Here is a 21,688-nt window from a genome sequence, read left to right on the forward strand (position 1 = left end):
GCACGCCGGACAGATGGACACGAAGCCCTTCGCCCCCGCCTGCGAACGCAACCGCGACCCGATCCTCGGCGTGCTGCGGTCGGCCTTCGCCGCCTGCCGCACCGTGCTCGAGGTCGGCAGCGGCACCGGCCAGCACGCGGTGTTTTTCGCGGCCGGGATGCCGTGGCTGTCGTGGCAGTGCGCCGATCTCCCGCCGCAGCTGCCGGGCATCCGGCAGTGGCTCGACGAGGCCGGCCTGCCGAACACGCCGCCGCCGCTCGCGCTCGACGTCGCCGGGCCGTGGCCGCCCGGACCGTACGATGCGGTGTTCAGCGCGAACGTGCTGCACATCGTCGACGCGCCCGGCGTCGCGGCGTTCTTCGCCGGCGTCGGCCGCGTGCTCGGCGATGCCGGCGTGCTGGTCGCCTACGGCCCCTTCAACGAGGGCGGCACCTTCACGAGCGCCAGCAACCGCGACTTCGACGCGTGGCTCAAGGCGCGCGATCCGCGCTCCGGGATCCGGGACCTCGAAGCCGTGCAGGCGCTCGCGGCGCAGGCCGGCCTGCGCGCCGTCGACGATGTGGCGATGCCGGCGAACAATCGCTGCCTGGTCTGGCGGCGATCCTGAGAGCCGCCAGCTCAATCCACCTGCAGATGCGTCCGGAAGAACCGCACCATCTCCACCGTACTCCGCACCCGGTTCTCCCGCTTCCGCCACCCATGCCCCTCGTCGGGGAACAGCAGGTACTGCACCGGCACGCCGCGGGCCTGCAGGCTCGCGACGATCTGTTCGGCCTCCACCACCGGCACGTTGGTGTCGTTGGCGCCGTGCATCACCAGCAGCGGGGTGGTGACGCGGTCGAGCTTGTGGATCGGTGACAGGTCGCGCAGCAGCTCGGCCTGGGTGGCGGGGTCGCCGTATTCGCCGGTGCTGATCGCGGCCATCCACGGCGTGCTCTGGCTGAAGAAGGTCTCGAAGTTGACGATGCCGAACAGGTTCGCGGCGGCGGCGAAGGTGTCGGGGTAGTCGGTGACGCCGACCATCGTCGCGTAGCCGCCGTAGCTGCCGCCGGTGATGCCGAGCCGGCGCGCATCGGCGATGCCTTCGGCCACCAGGTAATCGGCCGCGGCCTTGATGTCGCGGTTCGCGTCGAAGCGGCCGGCATGGTTGTCCAGCGACATGAACGCCTTGCCGAAGCCCGACGAGCCGCGGATGTTCGGTGCGAACACGGCGATGCCGGCGGCGAGCAGGGCCTGGTAGTCGCTGCGGAACTCCGGCTGCTCCTGGCCTTCGGGGCCGCCGTGGAAGCTCAGCACCACTGGGCCCGGCGCGGCGAAGTCCTTCGGCAGGTACAGCCAGCCGCTGAGTTCCAGGCCGTCGTGCGCCTTGAACGTGCGCAGTTCCGGCACGACCAGCTGCGCGAGGTCCACGCCCGGATGCGGGCTCCACGTCAGCCGCTTGTACGTGCCCGCGGCGAGGTCGAGTACGTACAGGTCGGCCGGCTGCGCGGCGCCGGCGAGCGACAGCACCACGCGCTGGCCGTCGGGCGCGACGTCGATGCTGTACACCAGTTCGGCCGGCGCCTTCGGCAGCGGCGTGCGCGTGCCGCTGCGCAGGTCGATGCGCTCGAGCTCGTTGCGGCCGGCGACGTTCCACACCAGCAGCGCGAACGTGGCGGCGTCGTCGAGCACGAAGTCCTCGAGTTCGGCGTCGTCGCGCGCGGCCAGCGGCGTGATCGGCGAGGCCATGCCGTCGGCCACGGTCACCTGCCCAAATTCCATGCGGTCGCGGTCGAGGTTGTGCGCCAGGTACACCGTGCCCGCATCGGCGCCGAAGCGGCCGAACAGGTTCGCGGTGCCTTCGTGCGGCGTCAGCAGCACGCGGTCGCCGCTCTCCAGGTCGCGCACATACGCATTGAGGTCGCCGCGCGTCACCAGTTCCCATTCGAGCGCGGTGTCGCCGCGCAGTTCGGCGATGCCGCCGAGGCCCCTCACCTCGAACGCCAGCGTGGCCTCGCCCGTCTTCGGGTCCCAGATCCACGGATCCATGCTGTCGGGCGAGCGCGCGTTGCTCGCGAAGTGGTAGCGGCCGTCGTCGGCGAAATCGCCGAGGAAGGTGTTGGCGTCGCCGTCGTCGTCGATGGCCACGGTGCCGGTGCCGTCGATCGTGGTCAGGCGCAGCGCCATGTTGTAGCCGCCGCCCGGCGCGACGCCGTACGCGATGCGCCCGTCCGGCGACCAGCGCGGCCCCTGCGCCGCGTCCGGCCCCTGCGTGACCATGCGCGGGTAACCGCCTTCGGCCGGGATCCACCACACCTGCGGGACGCCGCTGATGTTCGTGGTGAACAGGATCTTCGTGCCGTCCGGTGACCAGCGCGCGCCGCTGGCGGCGCCCATGCTCGCCATCGCGGTGACCCGTTCCTCCAGCGACGCATCCGCCGGCACGCTCGGCACCATCGCCGGCGGCGGCGGATCGGGTTGCACCGGCGGCTCCAGCGCGGCGGCCGGGAGCGGGAGGAATGCGGCGAGCGCCAGGGCGGTCAGCCGGGCGAACGGACGGGCGTGCGGGCGACGCGGACTGCGCATGAGGCCTCCGGTACGTGGTCTTGTTTCCCCGGGGGGAATGTAACCCGGGAAGTCCGGGGTTCGTACGGGGCACGCGCCAGGGGCGGTGTGACTTTCGCCGGCCGCGGAGGGATATTCACCACGCGGCAGATTCCCTGCCCCGGAGCCAGGAGACCGCCATGCCCGACACCCGGCGCCTGAAGTACACCACCACCATCGCCGCCCCGGTCCCGACCGTCTGGCGGCTGATGCTCGCCCACGAAAGCTACCGCCGCTGGACCGCGCCGTTCGCCGAGGGGTCCGACTTCGTGGGCACGTGGGAGGAGGGCTCGCGCATCGTTTTCACCGGGCCGTCGGGCGACGGCATGGTCGCGGAGATCGCCGTGAACCGCGAGCACGAGTACATCTCGATCCGGCACCTGGGCGTGATCCAGGACGGCGTCGAGGACACCACCAGCGACGCCGTCCGCGCGTGGGCGCCGGCGTACGAGAACTATCGGTTCACCGCGGTGCCGGAAGGCACGCGCCTCGACGTCGAGCTCGACGTCTCCGACGAGTGGGCCGCGCACATGGACGCGGCGTGGCCGAAGGCGCTGGCGGTGCTGAAGGCGTTGAGCGAGGCCGAATCGGCGGCGCACTGAACACGCCCGGCGAATGACCTGCACCGCGCTCGGCGACGCGTGCGAAAACGTCAGGAAAGTACTCTGACCCCAGTTGTCGGCGGTTGGCGTTATATGCTGCTCGCACGGCCGATGTCCGGCCACGAACGCGGAGAACGAAGATGGGTCTGATCCAGGCGGCGAAGGGTGCGATCGGCGGGATGCTGGGCGACCAGTGGAAGGACTTCTACACGGTCCCGGCCGGGCTGGCGCCCACCGCGGCGCTGTTCGCGGCCGTGCCGCAGGGCACCAACGCCGGCCGCGGTTCCAACACCAGCGGCTCGCGCAACATCATCAGCAACGGCTCGAAGATCGTGGTGCCGGAAGGTTACGGCCTGCTGCTCGTGCAGGACGGCAAGATCACCGGCTTCGCGGCCGAGCCGGGCGGCTACATCTGGAACTCGGACGACATCGAGTCGCAGTCGATCTTCGCCGGCGACGGCATCGTCAGCCCGCTCATCAAGCAGAGCTGGGAGCGCTTCAAGTTCGGCGGCCGCCCGGGCGCCCAGCAGGCGGCGTTCTTCGTCTCGCTGAAGGAACTGCCCGACAACCGCTTCGGCACCCAGTCGGAGATCTACTGGGACGACGGCTTCCTCAACACCCAGGTCGGCGCGATCACCCGCGGCTCGTACACGCTGAAGATCGTCGACCCGATCCTGTTCGTGAAGAACTTCGTGCCGGCCACCTACCTGCAGCCGGGCGGCCCGGCCTTCGACTTCACCGACATGGACAACGCGGCGGCCAGCCAGCTGTTCAACGAGGTCGTCGGCTCGCTGGCGCCGGCGTTCAGCCACTACACCAACGACCCGAACAAGCAGAACCGCATCACCAACCTGCAGCGTGACTCGATCGGCTTCGCGCAGTCGCTGTCGGCGGCGGTCGAGAACGGCTACCAGTGGCGCAGCGACCGCGGCCTGGTGATCGCCAAGGTGGCGATCGTCTCGATCGAGTACGACGCCAACACCCGCGAGCTGCTGAAGACGGTGCAGCGTGCCGACGCCCTCAGCGGTGCGCGCGGCAACTCGAACCTGCAGGCCAGCGTCGCCGCCGGCATCCAGTCCGCCGGCGAAACCGGGGGTCCGGCCGGCCTGGTCGGCATCGGCATGGCCGGCGGCATGCTCGGCGGCATCGCCGGCATGCAGCAGCCGACCCAGCCGGCGCAGCCGCCGGCCGAGGATCCGGTGGCCAAGCTGAAGAAGGCCAAGGAGATGCTCGACATGGGGCTGATCTCGCAGGCCGATTTCGACGCTGTGAAGGCCAAGGTGCTGGGGCTCTAAGTGTCCAACCGCAACGTTCCGCCGCCGCCGCCGGGTTCGCCCGGCGGCGCGCACTTCACCGGTCCCGGTTCGCCGCAGGACGTGCCGCCGGATCCCGGCGTGTCGCCGATCGACACCTCCACGCTGCCTAAGGCGATCCGCGAGGAACTCGAGGCGCCCGATCCGGTCGCCATCGACACCGCCTCGCCCGAGCTCAGGGACGGCAGCAACCACTGCCCGAAGTGCGGCGCCACCGACATCCGCCACAAGCCCGGCACCGATCATGTGGTCTGCATGTTCTGCCGTCACGAATGGGTCGGCGAGCGGGTCGAGGAAGCCTTCGGTTTCGGCGAGGGCCACGACGACCTGCGCGGCACCATCATCTCGTCGGGCGCGAAGGACATCGACGCCGACGCCTCGCACCTGCGCAGCTTCAAGTGCAACGGCTGCGGCGCCGAGGTCACGGTGAACACCGAAACCGCGATGACCGCACGCTGCCACTGGTGCCGGCACGTGTTCGGCGTCAACGAGCAGATCGCCAACGGCGCGGTGCCCGATGCGGTGCTGCCCTTCCACATCAAGAAGGACGACGCGGTCGCGCGCATCCGCCAGTTCGTCGACAAGCGCCGGCTGTTCGCGCTGAAGGCGTTCAAGCAGGAGTTCACGCCGGAGAACGTCAGCGCGGTCTACCTGCCGTACATGATCGTCGACGGCAACATCAGCGCCGACTACGCCGGCCAGGCCGAGATCGAGACCCGGCGCTACACCCGCGGCACCGGCAAGAACAAGACGACCTATTACGACGCCGACGTCTACCGGGTGACGCGCCACGTCGACTTCACCGTCGACGACCTGCCGCTGGAGGCTTCGCAGGCGCGCGGCAACCTCGACACGCGGGTCAACACCAACAACATCATCAACACGATCCTGCCGTTCGACACCAAGAACGCGGTGAAGTGGAACGCCTCGTACCTGGTCGGCGTCAGTTCCGAGAAGCGCGACGTCGACGTGTCGAAGCTGATGCCGCGGCTCGAGGACCAGGCGCTGTCGATCGGCCGCTGCCAGATCGAGAAGACGCTCGGCAAGTACGACCGCGGTGTGCGCTGGGAGCGCGAGGGCCTGCAGGTGCACGGCAGCCGCTGGGTGTCGATGTACCTGCCGGTGTGGCTGTATTCCTACCGCGAGCCGGGCAAGAACGGGATGCTGCACTACATCGCCGTCAACGGCCGCACCGGCGAGACCATGGGCAGCGTGCCGGTGCAGCACTGGAAGCTGTTCCTGGCCGCGTTCACCGTCGGCACCATCGTCGAGGGCTTCGCCCTCTGGCTTCTGTGGGCAATGTCATGAGCGACGAAGGCGATCTCCTGCTGCTGCTGCTCGGCCCCGGCGCCGGCGCCAGCCTGTACTGGATGCTGTACCGGTTCTACCGCAACACCGACAAGTCGCATGCCTTCGAGAAGGAAACCCACGTCGTCGCCAAGCCGATGACCGGGTCCGACGAGAAGGTCGGCCAGGTCACCGGCGTGCGCAACGCCTTCATCAGCGGCAACAACAAGAGCGACTGGCGCAAGCGCGTCGAGCGCATGCGATGACCGCTTAACAACCGGGGTCGGATTCCCTGGTTAAGACGCGCGTCGCGCGTCTTAACCAGGGAATCCGACCCCGGTTGTTAAGCGCTTCCCAGAAGTCGGGTGAACGTGCCCGGATCCGTGACCGCGCGGATCCGCGGCGAACGCAGTTCCTCCGCCAGATAGCGCGCATTCGCCCCACCGAGCCAGACGGGCAGCGCCGCCGGCAACAGCGCATCCAGCTCGCGCAGCGCCGCCAGCGCCGCCGGCGCCTGCCCGGGATCCACTGAACTCAGCGCGACCCCGGGTGCGCGGACATGCGTGGCGACCCGCGCGATTTCCTCCGCCGGCAGCTCCGTGCCGAGATAGAGCACCGCCACCCCGGCCTCGTGTGCATGCAGCGCCGCGCCGAGCAGGCCGAGTTCGTGCGGTTCGCCGCTCAGGGTCGCGAAGGGCAGCCGCGGCCGGCGGTCGTTCGCCGCAGGGGCCAGCACCGCCAGCAGGCGGGTGCGCAGCAGGCTGCTGACGAGGCGTTCCTGGGCGATCGCGAGGCGGCCGTCGGCCCAGCGCACGCCGACCTCGCGCAGCAGCGGCATCACCACCCGCCCGAGCAGCACCGGCAGCGGCAACGTCGCGATCGCGACGGCGAGGTCACGGTCGAATTCGTCGACGCGGTAGGCGGCGACCGCGGCGAGCAGCCGCTCGGGCAGCAGCTCGACGCCGCCGTAGGCGGCCTGGCGGCCATCGTCGAGCAGGCGGTCGAGGGCGGCATCGTCGAGCGCGGCGAGGTCGCGGATCGGATGGCCGCGGCCGGTCAACCGGAAGAGGCGGCCGAGGCGTTCGACGGTCGCGGCGTCGTAGAGCCGCCGGCCCTGGGCATCGCGGACGGGCCGGATCGCGCCGTGACGGCGCTCCCAGGCGCGCAGCGTCTCGGCACTGATGCCGGTGAGTTCGGCGACGGCCTTGATCGGGTACATGCGGGCGATACTGTACAGCCAATGTACATGACAAGGGTGGACGAGCGTTTAACGGGCCGATGACGACACTGCGCCCGTCCCGGAGCGCCGGCCGGTTTCCCCCACCCCTTCATCCGGCCGGCCCCGGGATCCCCTTCCCACCACCCGCTCCAGGAGAACCGCCATGTCCTTCCGTCTTTCCCGCCGCATGACGGCGCTCGCCGCCGCCCTCGCGATCGCCGTCGCCGCCCCGCTGGCGGTGGCCGGCAATGCCGGCGCCGACGCTCCGGCCCGCACCGCCGCGCAGCCGGCCGGCGACATCGTCGACACCGCCATCGCCGCCGGCAACTTCAAGACCCTGGTGGCCGCGGTGCAGGCCGCCGGCCTCGCCGACACCCTGAAGGGCCCCGGCCCGTTCACGGTGTTCGCGCCGACCGACGCCGCCTTCGCCGCGCTCCCGGCCGGCACCGTCGAGAACCTGCTGAAGCCGGAGAACCGCGACCAGCTCGTCGCGATCCTGACCTACCACGTTGTGCCGGGCCGCGTGACCGCGGCGCAGGCCGCGACCCTGGACAGCGCGAAGACCGTGCAGGGCGGCGAGCTCGATATCGATGCCGCGAACGGTGGCGTGACCATCGACGGCGCCAACGTCGTGACCGCCGACATCGCCGCCAGCAACGGCGTGATCCACGTCGTCGACAAGGTCCTGTTGCCGAACTGAGCGACGACCGGGAGAAACCGCGATGAAAGTTCTGAACCTCGCCACCCTGATCCTGGTGATCGTCGGTGGCCTCAACTGGGGCCTGGTCGGCGCCTTCGACTTCGACCTGGTGGCGGCGATCTTCGGTGGCCAGACGGCGCCGCTGGCGCGCGTGGTCTACGTGCTGGTCGGCGTGTCGGCGATCGTGCAGCTGGGTCTGCTCGGCGCGAAGCGGGCCTGACGACCCGGCTTAACAACTGGGGTCGGATTCCTTCGTTAAGGACGGGGGGCGGATTCCTTCGTTGCGCAACGGGGTCGGATTCCCGGGCGGAGCGCAGGCGTTGAACGCACTCGTGATGGCCGGAGTTCCCCGGCGATCGGCAAGGAGGCCGGTTGCCGGGTTGCCGGTTGCCGGTTGCCGGTTGCCGCGTCGCTGCGTCGCTGCGTCGCGGCATTCGTATGATGTGGATCGAAGATCCCGCGCTTCGCGCGATCGCGGCTGAAGCCGCTCCTACGGATTGGGCTGGATTGGGCTGCCGCCATGACTACGCCACTGCGCATCGACTTCGTGTCCGACATCGTCTGCCCCTGGTGTGCGATCGGGCTGAGCGCACTCGAGGCGGCGATCCGGCGCGTCGGCGATGCGGTGACCGTCGCGCTGCACGTGCAGCCCTTCGAGCTCAACCCGGGGCTCGGGCCCGCGGGCGAGGACCTCGTCGCCCACCTGCAGAAGAAGTACGCGATCGGCGCGGCGCAGATCGCCGCCAGCCAGGAGGCGATCCGCCAGCGCGGCGCCGAACTCGGTTTCACGTTCGCGCCCGAACGCCGGCGCATCCACGACACCTTCGACGGCCACCGGCTGCTGCACTGGGCCGGGATCGAGGGTGGCGGCCGGCAGCTGGCGCTGAAGCGGGCGCTGCTCGCGGCCTATTTCACCGACGGGCGCGACGTCTCCGATCACGCGGTGCTGGTCGAGGCGGCCGGCAGTGTCGGTCTCGACCTCGTGCGTGCGCGCGAGGTGCTCGGCAATGGCGAGTTCGCCGACGAGGTGCGTGCGGCGGAGAAGTTCTTCGTCGATGCCGGCATCCGCGGCGTGCCGGCGATCATCTTCAACCGCACCCACCTGATCAGTGGTGGGCAGCCGGTCGAGGTCTTCGAACGTGCCCTTCGCCAGCTCGCTTAACAACTGGGGTCGGATTCCCGCGTTAAGACGCAGTGCACCAGCCGGCGTCCGAAGAGCCGGCGCGTCTTAACGCAGGAATCCGACCCCAGTTGTTAAGCGCTTTTCGCCCAGGCGCCGGCGATCGCCCCGACTTCGGCGAGCACCGCATCGCGCTTCGCCGCATCGTCGCCGCCCTCGCAGTAGTAGGCGGCGATCAGGATCGGCGCTGCGTCGGGCGATCGCGGCGGCCAGGCGATCGCGACGTCGTTGCTGGTGCCGTCGTTGCCCGTGCCGGTCTTGTCGCCGACCCGCCAGCCCGACAGCCCCGCGCGCAGGCGCGAATCGCCGGTGGTGTTGGCGAGCAGCCAGCCGATGAGCTGCGCACGCGACGCCGCCGACAGCACATCGCCGGTCAGGATCCGCCGCAGCGAGTCGGCCATCGCCATCGGCGTCGTGGTGTCGCGCAGCTCGCCGGGCCGCCAGAGGTTGAGCGTCGGTTCGTTGCGGTCGAGGCGCGTGGATTCATCGCCGGTCGCGCGCAGCCAGGCGGTCAGGCCCGACGGGCCGCCGAACTCGGCCAGCAGCCGGTTCGCGGCGGTGTTGTCACTGGTCGTGATCGCCGCGGCGCAGAGTTCGCCGACCGTCAGCCCGGCCGCCGGATCGGCCTTCCCGACCACCGGCGACCCGCTGATCAGGTCCTCGCGCCGCCAGTGCAGGCGACGGTCGAGCGAGGCCTCGCCCGCGTCCACCGCCGCCAGCACCTGCGCGGCCAGCAGCCACTTGAAGGTGCTGCACATCGGGAAGCGTTCATAGGCGCGCCACGCGAAACCTTCGCCGGTGGCGGTGTCGAGCACCGCGACGCCGAGCCGGCCGCCGTGGCGTTCCTCGAGGTCGGCGATGCGGTTCGCGGGGTCGTCGCCCCAGGGCAGACGCTCGCGCGCGAAAGCGAGCGCGGGCATGGCGGCGAGCGACGAGACCAGCAGGCGGCGGCGGGACAGGATCATGTGAATCGGGACGTACACCGTTAGGCGATGCACGTCCCCGGTGGGATGAGGGAGCGCCAGTTTCCGCCGCGAATCTGGCAATTCCCGGGCAAATCGGGGACGTACCCCGTCCTACAGGGTACGTCCCCTTCCTACGGGGTACGTCCCCGTCAGGGGGTGGGCTGCACTTCGATTTCCAGCCCCAGCTTCTCGAGCTGCGGCCGTACGACAGCGGCGTCGCCGACGACCACCCAGGTGAAGGCCTCGGCGTCGAGCAGCCGCCGCGCCGCCGCGTCCATCGTCGCCGGGTCTAGCGCCTGGTAGCGGCCCGCGATCTTCTCCCAGTAGTCGTCCGGGCGGCCGAACAGGGCGTTGCCGCGCATCGCGCCGAGCACCGCCGCCGAGGTCTCGAACAGGCCGGGGATCGAGCGCGCGCTGCCGTCCATCGTCCGCCGCGCCTCCGCGGCGGTGACGCCGCGCGGGCCGAGGAAGTCGCGGTACTGCTGCAGCAGCGCCGCGATCGACTCGCCGGTGCGGTCGGCCTGCACCGGCGCGGTGATGACGTAGGGCGACCGCTCCCAGGTCTGGCTCAGCCGGCCGTTGACGCCGTAGGACCAGCCGCGGGTCTCGCGGATGTCCTGGTTGATGCGCGACAGGAAGCCGTTGCCGATCACCTCGTTGGCCGCATTGAAGGCGACGAGGTCGTCGCGCCCGCTCGCCGCCAGCACCTGCGCCCCGAGGATCAGCGACTGCGGCGATTGCGGCCGGTCGATCAGCACGATGCGCGGCCGCGGCGCCGGCAGCGTCGCCGGGAAGTGCTTCAGCGGCGGCGCGTTGGCCGGCTGCTCCCAGTCGGTGAAGGCGGCCTCGAGCAGCGGCCGCAGTTCCGCCAGCGGCCGGTCGGAGACCACGAACAGCCGTGCGTTGTCGATGCGGAACCACTGGCGGTGGAAATTGCTCAGCTCGCGCTGGCCGAGCCGTGCGACGACCTCGGCATCGCCCAGCCCCGACTGCGGCCGGCCATAGGGATGCCCGGCCCCGTACAGCAGCGCCGGCAGCGCCCGCGCGCCGATGCCGTTCGGCGACGCGCGCTCCTGGGCGATGCGTGCCAGCTGCTGCGCGCGCACGCGCTCGATGTCGGCCTCGTCCAGCGCCGGGTTGCGCACGATGTCGACGAGCAGGTCGAGCCCACCGGCGAGGTTCGGGCTGAGCACGCCGAGCTGGACCACCGTGCGGTCCATCGTCGCACTGGCAGTCACGGTGGCGCCGAGGCGTTCGCTGTCCTCGGCGATGCGCAGCGCGTCGCGCGAGCGGGTGCCCTGGTCGAGCAGGGACAGCAGCAGCTGCTGGGTGCCGAGCGCGTTCGCCGGGTCGGCGGCGACACCGGCATCGAACTCGATCGCGACCTGGGTCAGCGGCACCGTCGCGACCCGCGCGTAGCTCACCTCCAGCCCGTTGCTCAGCGCGATGCGCTCGACGTCCGGGAAGTCGAGCGACTTCATCGGCCCGATCGGCGGCATCGGCTCGCGCGCGCTGTACTCCAGCGCTTCGACCGGCGCCGGCGCCGGCCGCTCGGCGGCGGCTTCGGCATAGGCCTCGCGCTCGCCCGGCGCGACGCTCAGCGCCAGCACCGGCCGCGTCAGCCAGCGCGCCATCGCCGCGCGCACGCTCTCCGGCGTCGCCTGCGCGTATTCGCGGGTGCGCCGCTGCGCGTAGAAGCCCGGGTCGTCGGCGTACAGCGCGCCTTCGGCCAGCGCCACCGCCTTGCCGCTGAAACCGCCGGTGGGCTCGAGCGCGCGGATGAAGTTCGACAGCCACTGCGTCTGCGCGCGCGCGACCTCGTCGGCATTCGGGCCGCTGCCGACGTAGTCGGCGATCAGCGCGTCCAGGCGCTTGCCGACCGCCTCGACGTCCTCGCCCGGCTTCACGTCGACGCTGACCTCGAACAGGCCGATGCGGTGGAAGGCCTGGTAGGAGGCCGTGACCCGCACCGCGACCTGTTCCCGGCGCACCAGCACCTCGTCGAGCCGCGAGCTGTTGAGACCGCCGAACACGGTGGCGGCGATGTCGAGCTCGGCGGCATCGGCATCGGTCAGGCCGGGCACGACCCAGGTGCGGTACAGCCGCGTGGCGGGCACGCGGTCGTGCAGGGCGATGTCGACCCGCGCGGGCAGCGTCGGCACGTCGGCGGCGGCCGGCACGTTCTGCGGCCCGCGCGGGATGTGCCCGAAGTACTGCTGCACCAGGCGGCGCGCGGTGGCCACGTCGATGTCGCCGGCGAGCACCAGCACCGCGTTGTTCGGGCCGTACTTCTCGCGGTGCCAGTTGCGCAGGTCCTCGAGCGTCGCGGCGTCGAGGTCGGCCATCGAGCCGATCGTCGAATGCCGGTACGGATGGCCTTCCGGGAACAGCGCCTCGAGCTGCGCGTACTCGACCAGGCCGTAGGGCTGGTTGTCGCCCTGGCGCTTCTCGTTCTGGACGACGCCGCGCTGGTTGTCGAGCCGCTCCTGGTTCAGCGCACCGAGCAGGTGGCCCATGCGGTCGCTCTCCATGTACAGCGCCTGCTCGAGCGCCGGCGTCGGCACGGTCTGGAAGAAATTCGTGCGGTCGAACCAGGTCGTGCCGTTCCAGTCGGTCGCGCCGAGCGCGCGCAGCGGCTGCATCAGGCCGCCGGGCAGGTTCTCGGTCGGGTTGAACAGGCCGATGTGCTCGAACAGGTGGGCGAAGCCGGTGCGCCCCGCGCGTTCGTCCTTGCTGCCGACGTTGTACCAGGCCTGCACCGCGACCACCGGCGCCTTGCGGTCGGTGTGCACGATCACCCGCAGGCCGTTGTCGAGGGTGAACTGCTCGTACGGAATCGCCACCTCCCGCACCAGCTCGGCCACCGGCACCGGCGCGGGCGGCGGTGGCGGTGCGGCCAGCGCGGGAGCGGCGAACACGAGGATCAGGGCGGCGAACAGCGACGAACGGACGAAACGGGCAGGGCGCATGACAGGCTCCGGGCGGCGGAAGGGACGTGCTTGCGATGCAGTTCACGGGCGCCGGGTTGCATTCCCCGCCGGCGCGGGCGACGGCCAAGCTAGCACCACCCCCCGGCCGCCGGGCCGGCCGAACGTCACGGACCCGGGAACCGGGGTGTCGCGTCAAAACGCAGAGTCCGCCTTGATCCGCGAAATCTGCGTTCCCGTTCGCACCCATGTCCGGATTCGGGGCCGGGGCTGCGTAAGGGCCGGCTTCAACCCGCACCGGAGCCGCCGATGAAGACCCGCCCTGTCATGTCGATCGCCCTTGCCTTGGGCCTCGCGAGCGCCGCCGCGCCGGCCGCCGAGCCGCGTCCGCAGAGCCTGCTGGTGCTGGATGCGTCCGGTTCGATGTGGGGGCAGATCGACGGCCGCCCGAAGATCACGATCGCCCGCGAGGCGATCGACCGCATGCTCGCCGAATGGTCCGGCGGCGACCTCGGGCTGATGGCCTACGGACATCGCCGCAAGGGCGACTGCAACGACATCGAGCTGTTGCAGCCGGTCGGTGCCTTCGACGCCTCGACGATCCGCCGCCGCGCCGGCGCGCTGAATCCGCGCGGCATGACCCCGATCAGCGCCGCGGTGCGCCAGGCCGCCGAACTGCTGCGCTTCAGCGAACAGAAGGCGACGGTGATCCTGGTCAGCGACGGCGAGGAGACCTGCGACGCCGATCCCTGCGCCCTCGGCCGCGAACTCGAGGCGGCCGGCGTCGACTTCACCGCGCACGTGATCGGCTTCGACCTGCGCGAGGGGCCGGCGCGCGCGCAGCTGCAGTGCCTGGCCGAATCCACCGGCGGCCGCTACTTCGAGGCCGAGGACGCCGCCGGCCTCGACGCCGCGCTGGAAGAAGTCGCTGCCGCCGAACCGCCGCCGCCGCCGGCCGCGCCGGAAGCCGCGCCGGGCCATCCGAATGTGAAGGCGCGCGAAGGCGAGCAGTGGATCGAGGGCTATGCGCTGTGGCCCTACACCGACATCACGCTCACCCCCGGCGAGGCCCCGGGCCTCGAGAACCTCGACTTCACCGTCGATCAGACCGCCGAGGACTGCCAGCGGATCTGCCTGGAGAACACCCAGTGCGCCGGCTGGCACTACGAACCGACCGGCAGCTATTTCGTGAGCTATCCGCGCTGCCACCTGAAAGGCCACCACTTCGCCGTCACCCTGAAACACGAGGGCGAAGGCTGGGTGGCGGGGATCCGCGAGGGCGTGGCCCTGATCTTCGTCGAGGACGAAGAGGCAGTGGAGTGAGTCGGAGTAGACCGCGCGTTTCCCGCGAAAAACCGGGGTCGGAGTAAACCGCCCGGAAAAGTACTCTGACCCCGGTTCTTCGCGCGCAAGGCGCGCGGGCCGTCTCTCGTTTCTCGTTCCTCGTTTCTCGTTCCTCGACTTGCCGGAGCCACCGATCCCCGGGATGCTTCGGCAAGGGGAGAGTGAGAGAGCGCATGCCGCAAGCCGACTGGTCGGAGATCGAGGCGCTGTTCGACGCCGCCTGGGAATTGCCGGAGGCCGAGCGCGAGGCCTGGCTGGCGGCGCAGGAGGCGCCGGCGGACGTGGTCGCGGCGGTGCGGCGGCTGTTCGTCGCGGCGGCCGAGGCGGGGGAATTCCTCGAGACGCGCGGGGCAGGCGAGGCGCCGCCACCGGTGCTGTCGCCGGGGGAACGCGTCGGTGCCTGGCGGGTGCTCGCGCCGCTCGGTCGTGGCGGCATGGGCGAGGTGCATGCGGTCGAGCGCGACGACGGCCAGTTCGCGCAGCCGGCGGCGCTGAAACTGCTGAACGCCGCCGACACCGACGCCGCACTGCGCTTCCAGCACGAACGCCAGCTGCTCGCGCGGCTCGAGCATCCCGGCATCGCCCGCCTGATCGACGGCGGCCTGCACGGCGGTCGCCCGTGGCTGGTGATGGAGCGGATCGACGGCGACCGCATCGATGCCTGGTGCGAGGCGCGCGGCCTCGACCTCGCCGGTCGCCTGCGCCTGCTGCTGCAGGCCGCCGAGGCGCTGATGCATGCCCACGCCCGCGGCGTGCTGCACCGCGATGTCAGCCCGGCGAACCTGCTGGTCGATCACGACGGCCGCGTGCGCCTGATCGATTTCGGCATCGCCGGCGCCCTCGGCGACGAAGCCGGCGGCAGCGCCGCGCTGAACTTCGACTACGCCGCGCCGGAACTCGCCGGCGGCCAGGTCGACGCCGGCGCCGACGCGTACGGGCTGGCCGCGCTCGCCTACCGGCTCGCCAGCGGCAGGCCGCCGCGCGAGACCGCCGGGCTGCCGACGCCGGCCGCGCTCGCCCGCCTGTTCGCCGGGCCGCCGCCGCGCCTGCGCGACACCGGCGCCGGCGCGCGCTGGCAGCGCGATGGTCGCGAGCGCGCTTTGTTCGCCGACCTCGACGCGATCCTCGCGCAGGCGCTGCATCCGGATCCGGCGCGGCGCTACGCCGGCGTCGAGCGCTTCGCCGACGACCTGCGCCGCGCGCTGGCCCGCGACGCGCTCGCTGCCCGCAGCGGCGAGCGCTGGCATGCGCCGGCACGCTGGCTGCGCCGGCACCGCGGCCCGGTCGCCGCGGCAGTGCTGGTGGTCGCGACGCTGGCCGGCGGTCTCGGCGTCGCCCTGTCGCAGGCGCGCGAGGCGCGGCTGCAGCGCGACAACGCACTCGCCGAACAGGCGCGGCTCGAGGCGGTGCGGCAGGCGGTCTACCTGATGTTCCGCAGCGCCGGCGAGCAGGGCGGCGACGTGAGCGCCGGCGAGGTGCTGAACGGCGCCGCCCGCCGCATCGAGGACGAGTTCGCGCGCGCGCCCGACGCCGGCGCGCCGGTGCTGCATGCGCTCGGCGAACTGTATTTCCTGCTCAACGACTACGAGGCCGCCGAGCCGCTGCTGCGCCGCCTCGCCGACGCCGACCCGGCGAAGGTCGACGCCGGCCACATCGCCGCCGGCCGCTACGACCTCGCGCAGGTAAGGCTGCGCCGCGGCGACGCCGACGAGGCGCGCACGCTGCTGGCGCAGGCGCAGGCGTTCTGGGTCTCGGATCCGGAGCGCTGGCGCTCGCGCCTGGTCGACAGCCGCTTGCTCGAAGCGCAGCTGCTGGCCGGTACCGGCGACGGCGAGGCGGCGCTCGCGCTGCTGCGTGCCGCGCTGGCCGAACGCATCGCGATCAGCGGCGCCGGGCACCCGGAGACCGGCGTCTTCCACAACAACCTCGGCGTCGCGCTGTTCCGCGCCGGCCGGCTCGACGAGGCGCGCGACGCCTTCGCCGCCGCATCGAAGGTCTGGGAAGCGGCCGGGCTCGCGCAGCAGCCGGACGCGCTGAACACGCTGAACAACTGGGGCGCGGTGGAAGTCGCCGCCGGTCGCCCCGCCGCCGCCGAGCCGCTGTTCGCGCAGGCGGTGGCGATCCGTCGCGCCCATTACGGCCCGTCCGCGGCGACCGCGGCCCTGCTCAACAACACCGGCAAGCTGGCGCTGCAGAACGGCGAGCCGGCGCGCGCGCTGCCGCTGCTGCGCGATGCCGCGGCGATGGGCGAGCGCTATGCCGGCGCCGGCAGCCTGCACCACGTTTCGGCGCTGGCCGGCGTCGCCGAGGCCGAACTCGCGCTCGGCGAGCCGGATGCGGCGGAGACCACCGCCGGCATCGCGCTGTCGGCGGCGAAGCAGACCCTGGGCGAGCGCCACCCCGGTGTCGGCGTCGCCGCGCTGGCGCTGGCGCGCGTGCGCGCGGCCCAGGGCGACCGCGCTGGGGCCGAGGACCTGCTCGCCCAGGTCGAGGCGATCGCCGCGGCTGCCGGCGCCGCCGGCGCCCGCCTGCAGCAGCAGGCGCAGTCGCTCAGGGCGGCGTGGTCGGCGCCGGCTCCGGGCCCAGCGCCTGGTACAGCCACGCCTTCGCCTTGACCCAGTCACGGCGCACCGTGCGGTCGGTGATGCCGAGCACGCGTGCGGTGTCGACCTCGGAATAGCCGGCGAAGAAACGGCATTCGATGATCCGCGTCAGGCGCGGATTGAGTTGCGACAACCGCTGCAGCGCCTCGTCGAGTTCGACCAGGCGCTCGTCGGCGAGTTCGAAGGGCTCGTGCGGCAGTTCGTCCAGCGATTCGACCCGGCCGCCGCCGCGTTTTTCCGCGAGCTTCTGCCGCGCGTGGTCGACCAGGGCCTGGCGCATCGCCAGCGCCGCCGCGCGCAGGAAATGCAGTTCGCCCATCCAGCCCTCGCTGCGCTGCAACCGCAGGAAGGCTTCGTTGACGAGGGCGGTGGTGCGCAGGGTCTCGCCGGCGCGCACGCGGCGGCGTTCGTGGCGGGCGCGCCGGCGCAGGTCGTCCATCAGCAGCGGCACGAGCTTCGCCGCGGTGGCGAGCACCGCGGGGCTGTCGGCGGGTTCCGCGGGGGCGCCGTCGGCGTCGGGAAAACCGGTGTCGGGGGCCATCGCCGGCGACGGTAGCACGCCGCCGGCGGCGCGACGCCCCGCCCGTGCGGATCCGTGGACCTTCAGTCGCCGGTGCGGGTGTAGGTGAACGGCGTCTCGATGCGGCATTGCGGCTGGCCGGGGATCGCGACGAATACGGTCAGCGTGCCCCGCATCGCCTCCTCCGAGACGACCTCGAACTCGTAGCGCGCCTGCATCGCCGTCTGTCCTGCCGGCGCGAAGTGGCCCCTGTGCCGGTTCGGCGCGACCTGCACCCAGCTCACCGCCGGATCCGGCAGCGCCGAGCCGGCGCGGAAAGGCCGCGCGAACACCACCGGCCCGCTCTTCAGCATCTGCACCGCCGCGACCTGCCCGGCGACGCCGGCCGGGCAGCCGGTGGCGGCCGGCGCCGCGTTGGCGATCGTCCAGTGGCCGTCGCGCGGCTCGATGTCGCCGGGCAGGCTGGGGCACTGGCCGATGCCGGGGTCGCCGCTGCCGCCGAAATACTCGTTGAGCTCGGCGGGGCCGCGGCGGACGTCGTAGTACCAGGTCCACTCGCCGTCCTTGCGGCGCATCGTCACCACGGTGTGGCCGGGGTTCCCTTGGATCAGTCCCATCGAGCCCAGCACCGCATCGGCCTGGGCATGCGTCAGGGTGGTTTTGCACAGCCGGCAACCCTCGCCGGACAGGCACAGGGCCCAGGTCGCGCGGTCCTCGAGCCCCGGCGCGGCCGCCGGCGCGGCAACGGTGGCGCCGGCGACGGCGGTGGACAGGGCGAGCGGCGACAACAGCAAGACGGCGGCACGGGGGGTCGACATCGGCGATTCCTCGGTCTCGGGTCCGGGCCCTTACGCGAACCCGCGCCCCGATCCGGACATCGGCTACTCCGGGGAGGCGTCGCGACGGGCGACGACCCCGAACCAAATCCGTGAAATCGGCTCTTATCCGTTGTGAAGCTCCCCCGTGTTGAAAGGATTTCCCTGTCGAGGTTCCCCGGGTCACGCGGCGACGACGGGGTGGGTCGTTTGCTGGCGGTTCCCGTCCGCGAGAGCCGCCCATGCCCACCCGAAAGACGCCGGCGAGAGGCGCCGGTCGCCCCGCCGCGAAGAAGGCCGCGTCCCGCGGCAAGGCCGTCGCCGCGGCCAGCGACGCCCGCAACACCGACAGCGCCGCCGCCGCGCCGCCGCCGGGCGATGTCGCCGACGCGCTCGCGCGCCATGCCGCCGAGACGCAGGAACTCGCGGCCGCCTGTCCCTTCAATCCGAACAAGCCGGCCGAATATCGCCGCGAGGACGGGCTGGCGCCGCCGCCGGGGTTCGCGGTCGATCCGCCTTCGGACACCACCGGTGCGAGCACGCTGAGCGAACTCGGTTCGACCGCGAAGGCGGCCGAACCGGCGCTGCCCGGCGAGAACCGCAACCGCGGTGAACTCGAGCGCGTGCGCGCCGATTCCACCGGCCAGGGCCTGACCACCAACCAGGGCGTGCCGGTCGCGAACAACCAGCATTCGCTGAAGGCCGGCGCGCGCGGACCGGCGCTGCTGAAGGACTTCATCCTGCGCGAGAAGCTGACCCACTTCGACCACGAGCGCATCCCCGAGCGCATCGTGCACGCGCGTGGCAGCGGCGCGCACGGCTTCTTCGAGTGCTACGCGCCGCTGACCGAACTCACCCGCGCCAGCCTGTTCGCCGAGGCCGGCAAGCGCACGCCGGTGTTCGTGCGCTTCTCGACCGTGCAGGGCGAGCGCGGCAGCAAGGACACCCCGCGCGACGTGCGCGGTTTCGCGGTGAAGTTCTACACCGACGAGGGCAACTGGGACCTGGTCGGCAACAACATGCCGGTGTTCTTCATCCAGGACGCGATGAAGTTCCCGGACCTGGTGCACGCGGTGAAGCCCGAGCCGCACCACGCGATGCCGCAGGCGGCCTCGGCGCACGACACCTTCTGGGACTTCGTGTCGCTGATGCCGGAATCCACCCACATGCTGATGTGGCTGATGAGCGACCGCGCGATCCCGCGCAGCTATCGCACGATGCAGGGCTTCGGCGTGCACACCTTCCGCCTGGTCAATGCCGACGGCGAGGCGGTGCTGGTCAAATTCCACTGGACGCCGAAGCTCGGCGTGCATTCGCTGGTCTGGGACGAGGCGGTGAAGATCTCCGGCGCCGACCCGGACTACAACCGCCGCGACCTGTGGGAGGCGATCGAGGCCGGCGAGTTCCCGGAGTGGGAGCTCGGCATCCAGGTGTTCAGCGAGGCCGATGCCGAGCGCTTCTCCTTCGACGTGCTCGACGCCACCAAGCTGATCCCCGAGGAACTGGTGCCGGTGCAGCCGGTCGGCCGCCTGGTGCTGAACCGCAATCCGGACAACTTCTTCGCCGAGACCGAGCAGGTCGCCTTCTGCACCGCCCACGTGGTGCCGGGCATCGACTTCACCAACGACCCGCTGCTCGCCGGCCGCATCCATTCCTATGTCGACACCCAGCTGCTGCGCCTGGGCGGCCCGAATTTCCACGAGATCCCGATCAATGCGCCGGTGGTGCCGGTGCACAACAACCAGCGGGACGGCTTCCACCGGCAGACGATCAACCGCGGCCGGGTGAGTTACGAGCCGAACTCGCTCGCCGGTGGCTGTCCGTTCCAGCAGGGCATGGCAGGGTTCGTGTCCTTCCCGGAACCGGTCGAGGACGTCGAGCTGCGCGTGCATCCGGAACGTTTCGCCGAGCACTTCAACCAGGCGACGCTGTTCTGGAACAGCCAGAGCCCGGTCGAGCAGCGGCACATCATCCAGGCCTATGCCTTCGAGCTGAGCAAGGTGACGGTGCCGGCGATCCGCGCGCGCATGCTGTCGCTGCTGCGCAACGTCGACGAGGGACTGGCACAGGCGGTCGCCGACGGCATCGGGACCGCGCTGCCGGAGCCGGCGCCGCGGGCGCTCGCGAAGCCGCCGAAGCCGGAGGTGACGGTGTCGGCGCGGCTGTCGATCGCGGCGTTCCCCGGCGAGGGCGGGGCGCGCACGCGCAAGGTCGCGATCTTCGTCGCCGACGGCGTCGATGCCGAGGCCGTGCGCGGGTTGCAGGCGGCACTGTTCGCCGCCGGCGCGGTGGCGCGCCTGGTCGGCCCGCGCATCGGCCCGTTCGCCGACGGCGGCGGTGGCGAGGGCGTCGATGCCGACGCCTCGTTCGAGAACGAACCCGGTCCGCTGTTCGACGCGGTCGCGGTGCCGGCGGGCGTACTGGAGGCGCTGAAGACCGACGGCCGCGCCGCCGAGTTCCTGCAGAACCAGTTCCGCCACAACAAGCCGATGCTCGCGGTCGGCGACGGCAACGCCCTGCTCGAAGGCGCCGGCATCCTGCGCGACCCCGACGATTTCGCGCTGGTCGCCGAAGACGAATGGGACGACGAGCTGCCGGCGCGCTTCATCGCCGCGATCGCGCGGCACCGCAACTACGCGAGGGAGAAGGATCCCCCGCTGGTGTAGCGCCCGATTGCCGTCACTCGTTCCACGTTCCTCGTTTCTCGTTCCTCAAAACAGGAGTCGCCGATATCCGAACCCACGAAGAAGCCAGTGGAAAAGCAGGTGATCGCGATCACCGGCGCCTCGTCCGGCATCGGCCTGTGCACCGCGCTGCTCGCCGCCGAGCGCGGCGCCAAGGTCGTGCTGATCGCGCGCAGCGACGAGACGCTGGCCGACGCGGTCGCGGCGATCGAGGAGCGCGGCGGCCACGCGGTTGCGGTGCATGCCGACGTCGCCTCGCGCGACGCGGTCGACGCGGCGGTGTTCCAGGCACTCGGCGCCTTCGGGCGCATCGACACCTGGGTGAACAACGCCGGCGTGTCGATCTACGGCCGCCTCGTCGAGGTCGGCGAGGAGGATTCGCGGCGGCTGTTCGACGTCAACTTCTGGGGCGTCGTCAACGGCTCGCTGGCGGCGCTGCCGGCGCTGCAGGCGAGCGGCGGCACGCTGATCAACGTCGGCAGCGAGGTGTCCGAAGCGGTGGTACCGCTGCAGGGCATGTACAGCGCCTCCAAGCATGCGGTGAAGGGATTCACCGACGCGCTGCGGGTGGAACTCGAGGTCGAGAACGCGCCGGTGCAGGTGGTGCTCATCCAGCCGACCGCGGTCCAGACGCCGTTCCCGGAACACGCGCGCAACTACATGGACTGGGAGCCGAAGCTGCCGGAGCCGCGGATCGAGGCGCAGCAGGTCGCCGAGGCGATCCTGCGCGCGGCGACGGAGGGCGGCCGCGACATCAAGGTCGGGGCGATGGCCTCCGTGAACACCATGCTCTCGACCCTGCTGCCGGCCTTCGCCGACCGCATGGCCGCGCGCCAGGCCGGCAACCAGCAGAAGAACATCCCGCCGCAGCATCCGGCGGGAACCCTTTACGCCGCCGGCGGCGAAGGCCGCATCGCCGGCAAACCATAACAGCAGGGCTTAACAA

At 71.5% G+C, this 21,688-nt stretch carries 17 protein-coding genes and 1 pseudogene; 12 read left to right on the forward strand and 6 right to left on the reverse strand.

Going from position 1 to position 21,688, the window contains the following annotated elements; genetic code table 11:
• Nucleotides 1–13: 13 nt before the first annotated feature.
• On the forward strand, nucleotides 14–607 hold the full coding sequence (locus K311_RS0104620) for a DUF938 domain-containing protein (RefSeq protein ID WP_026816351.1): 594 nt from the start codon (nucleotides 14–16) through the stop codon (nucleotides 605–607).
• A gap of 11 nt (nucleotides 608–618) precedes the next feature.
• Here the strand turns inward: K311_RS0104620 and K311_RS15315 are convergent, their stop codons facing one another.
• Nucleotides 619–2,565 (reverse strand): S9 family peptidase, encoded by a 1,947-nt coding sequence (locus tag K311_RS15315; protein WP_026816352.1) that lies wholly within the window; start codon nucleotides 2,563–2,565, stop codon nucleotides 619–621.
• A gap of 158 nt (nucleotides 2,566–2,723) precedes the next feature.
• On the opposite strand from K311_RS15315, the gene K311_RS0104630 reads away from it, so the two are divergent.
• The 4 genes from K311_RS0104630 (at nucleotide 2,724) to K311_RS0104645 (ending at nucleotide 6,051) form a co-directional block, all read left to right on the forward strand.
• Complete coding sequence (locus K311_RS0104630) at nucleotides 2,724–3,185, forward strand: SRPBCC family protein (RefSeq protein WP_026816353.1); 462 nt, start codon at nucleotides 2,724–2,726, stop codon at nucleotides 3,183–3,185.
• 140 nt (nucleotides 3,186–3,325) lie between these two features.
• The gene (locus K311_RS0104635) at nucleotides 3,326–4,480 is read left to right on the forward strand and encodes an SPFH domain-containing protein (RefSeq protein WP_026816354.1); all 1,155 of its coding nucleotides are present in this window, start codon (nucleotides 3,326–3,328) and stop codon (nucleotides 4,478–4,480) included.
• The gene (locus tag K311_RS0104640) at nucleotides 4,481–5,806 is read left to right on the forward strand and encodes a membrane protein (protein ID WP_026816355.1); all 1,326 of its coding nucleotides are present in this window, start codon (nucleotides 4,481–4,483) and stop codon (nucleotides 5,804–5,806) included. It begins immediately after the preceding gene.
• The gene (locus tag K311_RS0104645; protein WP_026816356.1) at nucleotides 5,803–6,051 is read left to right on the forward strand and encodes a hypothetical protein; all 249 of its coding nucleotides are present in this window, start codon (nucleotides 5,803–5,805) and stop codon (nucleotides 6,049–6,051) included. Before K311_RS0104640 ends, K311_RS0104645 begins: the two co-directional genes overlap by 4 nt.
• Nucleotides 6,052–6,128: 77 nt before the next feature.
• Here K311_RS0104645 and K311_RS0104650 read toward each other — a convergent pair whose 3' ends face one another.
• The gene (locus tag K311_RS0104650; RefSeq protein ID WP_026816357.1) at nucleotides 6,129–7,004 is read right to left on the reverse strand and encodes a MerR family transcriptional regulator; all 876 of its coding nucleotides are present in this window, start codon (nucleotides 7,002–7,004) and stop codon (nucleotides 6,129–6,131) included.
• A gap of 163 nt (nucleotides 7,005–7,167) precedes the next feature.
• On the opposite strand from K311_RS0104650, the gene K311_RS0104655 reads away from it, so the two are divergent.
• The 3 genes and pseudogenes from K311_RS0104655 (at nucleotide 7,168) to K311_RS0104665 (ending at nucleotide 8,866) form a co-directional block, all read left to right on the forward strand.
• A complete protein-coding gene (locus K311_RS0104655) occupies nucleotides 7,168–7,704 on the forward strand; it encodes a fasciclin domain-containing protein (RefSeq protein ID WP_026816358.1) in 537 nt (178 codons plus the stop codon).
• A 22-nt stretch (nucleotides 7,705–7,726) separates the two neighbouring features.
• Nucleotides 7,727–7,897, forward strand: a pseudogene (locus K311_RS0104660) (DUF378 domain-containing protein); the annotation flags it as partial.
• A 327-nt stretch (nucleotides 7,898–8,224) separates the two neighbouring features.
• Nucleotides 8,225–8,866, forward strand: coding sequence for a DsbA family oxidoreductase (locus K311_RS0104665; RefSeq protein WP_026816360.1), 642 nt, complete (start codon nucleotides 8,225–8,227; stop codon nucleotides 8,864–8,866).
• Between the two features lie 92 nt (nucleotides 8,867–8,958).
• On the opposite strand, the gene bla is transcribed toward K311_RS0104665, so the two are convergent.
• Together bla and K311_RS0104675 are read right to left on the reverse strand one after the other, a co-directional pair.
• Nucleotides 8,959–9,846 (reverse strand): class A beta-lactamase, encoded by an 888-nt coding sequence (gene bla, locus K311_RS0104670; RefSeq protein ID WP_211223631.1) that lies wholly within the window; start codon nucleotides 9,844–9,846, stop codon nucleotides 8,959–8,961.
• Nucleotides 9,847–9,998: 152 nt separating this feature from the next.
• Nucleotides 9,999–12,818 (reverse strand): M16 family metallopeptidase, encoded by a 2,820-nt coding sequence (locus tag K311_RS0104675; protein ID WP_026816362.1) that lies wholly within the window; start codon nucleotides 12,816–12,818, stop codon nucleotides 9,999–10,001.
• Nucleotides 12,819–13,085: 267 nt separating this feature from the next.
• On the opposite strand from K311_RS0104675, the gene K311_RS17490 reads away from it, so the two are divergent.
• Both K311_RS17490 and K311_RS0104685 read left to right on the forward strand, forming a co-directional pair.
• Nucleotides 13,086–14,099, forward strand: a complete 1,014-nt coding sequence (locus K311_RS17490) for a VWA domain-containing protein (protein WP_081683271.1) — start codon at nucleotides 13,086–13,088, stop codon at nucleotides 14,097–14,099.
• Between the two features lie 194 nt (nucleotides 14,100–14,293).
• Nucleotides 14,294–16,735, forward strand: a complete 2,442-nt coding sequence (locus K311_RS0104685; RefSeq protein ID WP_026816363.1) for a serine/threonine-protein kinase — start codon at nucleotides 14,294–14,296, stop codon at nucleotides 16,733–16,735.
• Here the strand turns inward: K311_RS0104685 and K311_RS15325 are convergent.
• Nucleotides 16,671–17,264: an ECF-type sigma factor gene (locus K311_RS15325; protein ID WP_051239501.1), complete on the reverse strand. Its 594-nt coding sequence runs from the start codon at nucleotides 17,262–17,264 to the stop codon at nucleotides 16,671–16,673. The genes K311_RS0104685 and K311_RS15325 overlap by 65 nt on opposite strands.
• A 62-nt stretch (nucleotides 17,265–17,326) precedes the next feature.
• Nucleotides 17,327–18,061 (reverse strand): hypothetical protein, encoded by a 735-nt coding sequence (locus tag K311_RS0104695; RefSeq protein ID WP_026816364.1) that lies wholly within the window; start codon nucleotides 18,059–18,061, stop codon nucleotides 17,327–17,329.
• A 239-nt stretch (nucleotides 18,062–18,300) separates the two neighbouring features.
• Between K311_RS0104695 and K311_RS0104700 the strand changes: the two genes are divergently transcribed.
• Both K311_RS0104700 and K311_RS0104705 read left to right on the forward strand, forming a co-directional pair.
• Nucleotides 18,301–20,724 (forward strand): catalase, encoded by a 2,424-nt coding sequence (locus K311_RS0104700; protein WP_026816365.1) that lies wholly within the window; start codon nucleotides 18,301–18,303, stop codon nucleotides 20,722–20,724.
• 87 nt (nucleotides 20,725–20,811) lie between these two features.
• Nucleotides 20,812–21,672 carry an SDR family oxidoreductase gene (locus tag K311_RS0104705; protein WP_245570624.1) on the forward strand — a complete coding sequence of 287 codons (861 nt, stop codon included), beginning with the start codon at nucleotides 20,812–20,814 and terminating at the stop codon, nucleotides 21,670–21,672.
• Nucleotides 21,673–21,688 lie beyond the last annotated feature (16 nt).

This window comes from Arenimonas composti TR7-09 = DSM 18010 (genome assembly GCF_000426365.1).
Taxonomy (GTDB): domain Bacteria; phylum Pseudomonadota; class Gammaproteobacteria; order Xanthomonadales; family Xanthomonadaceae; genus Arenimonas; species Arenimonas composti.

Coding starts and splice junctions, on each gene's coding strand:
- K311_RS0104630 (WP_026816353.1), top strand. CDS start 2,724: ATGCCCGACACCCGGCGCCTGAAGTACACCACCACCATCGCCGCCCCG.
- K311_RS15325 (WP_051239501.1), bottom strand. CDS start 17,264: ATGGCCCCCGACACCGGTTTTCCCGACGCCGACGGCGCCCCCGCGGAA.
- K311_RS17490 (WP_081683271.1), top strand. CDS start 13,086: ATGAAGACCCGCCCTGTCATGTCGATCGCCCTTGCCTTGGGCCTCGCG.
- K311_RS15315 (WP_026816352.1), bottom strand. CDS start 2,565: ATGCGCAGTCCGCGTCGCCCGCACGCCCGTCCGTTCGCCCGGCTGACC.
- K311_RS0104700 (WP_026816365.1), top strand. CDS start 18,301: ATGCCCACCCGAAAGACGCCGGCGAGAGGCGCCGGTCGCCCCGCCGCG.
- K311_RS0104695 (WP_026816364.1), bottom strand. CDS start 18,061: ATGTCGACCCCCCGTGCCGCCGTCTTGCTGTTGTCGCCGCTCGCCCTG.
- K311_RS0104635 (WP_026816354.1), top strand. CDS start 3,326: ATGGGTCTGATCCAGGCGGCGAAGGGTGCGATCGGCGGGATGCTGGGC.
- K311_RS0104665 (WP_026816360.1), top strand. CDS start 8,225: ATGACTACGCCACTGCGCATCGACTTCGTGTCCGACATCGTCTGCCCC.
- K311_RS0104645 (WP_026816356.1), top strand. CDS start 5,803: ATGAGCGACGAAGGCGATCTCCTGCTGCTGCTGCTCGGCCCCGGCGCC.
- K311_RS0104650 (WP_026816357.1), bottom strand. CDS start 7,004: ATGTACCCGATCAAGGCCGTCGCCGAACTCACCGGCATCAGTGCCGAG.
- K311_RS0104685 (WP_026816363.1), top strand. CDS start 14,294: ATGCCGCAAGCCGACTGGTCGGAGATCGAGGCGCTGTTCGACGCCGCC.
- K311_RS0104655 (WP_026816358.1), top strand. CDS start 7,168: ATGTCCTTCCGTCTTTCCCGCCGCATGACGGCGCTCGCCGCCGCCCTC.
- K311_RS0104675 (WP_026816362.1), bottom strand. CDS start 12,818: ATGCGCCCTGCCCGTTTCGTCCGTTCGTCGCTGTTCGCCGCCCTGATC.
- K311_RS0104620 (WP_026816351.1), top strand. CDS start 14: ATGGACACGAAGCCCTTCGCCCCCGCCTGCGAACGCAACCGCGACCCG.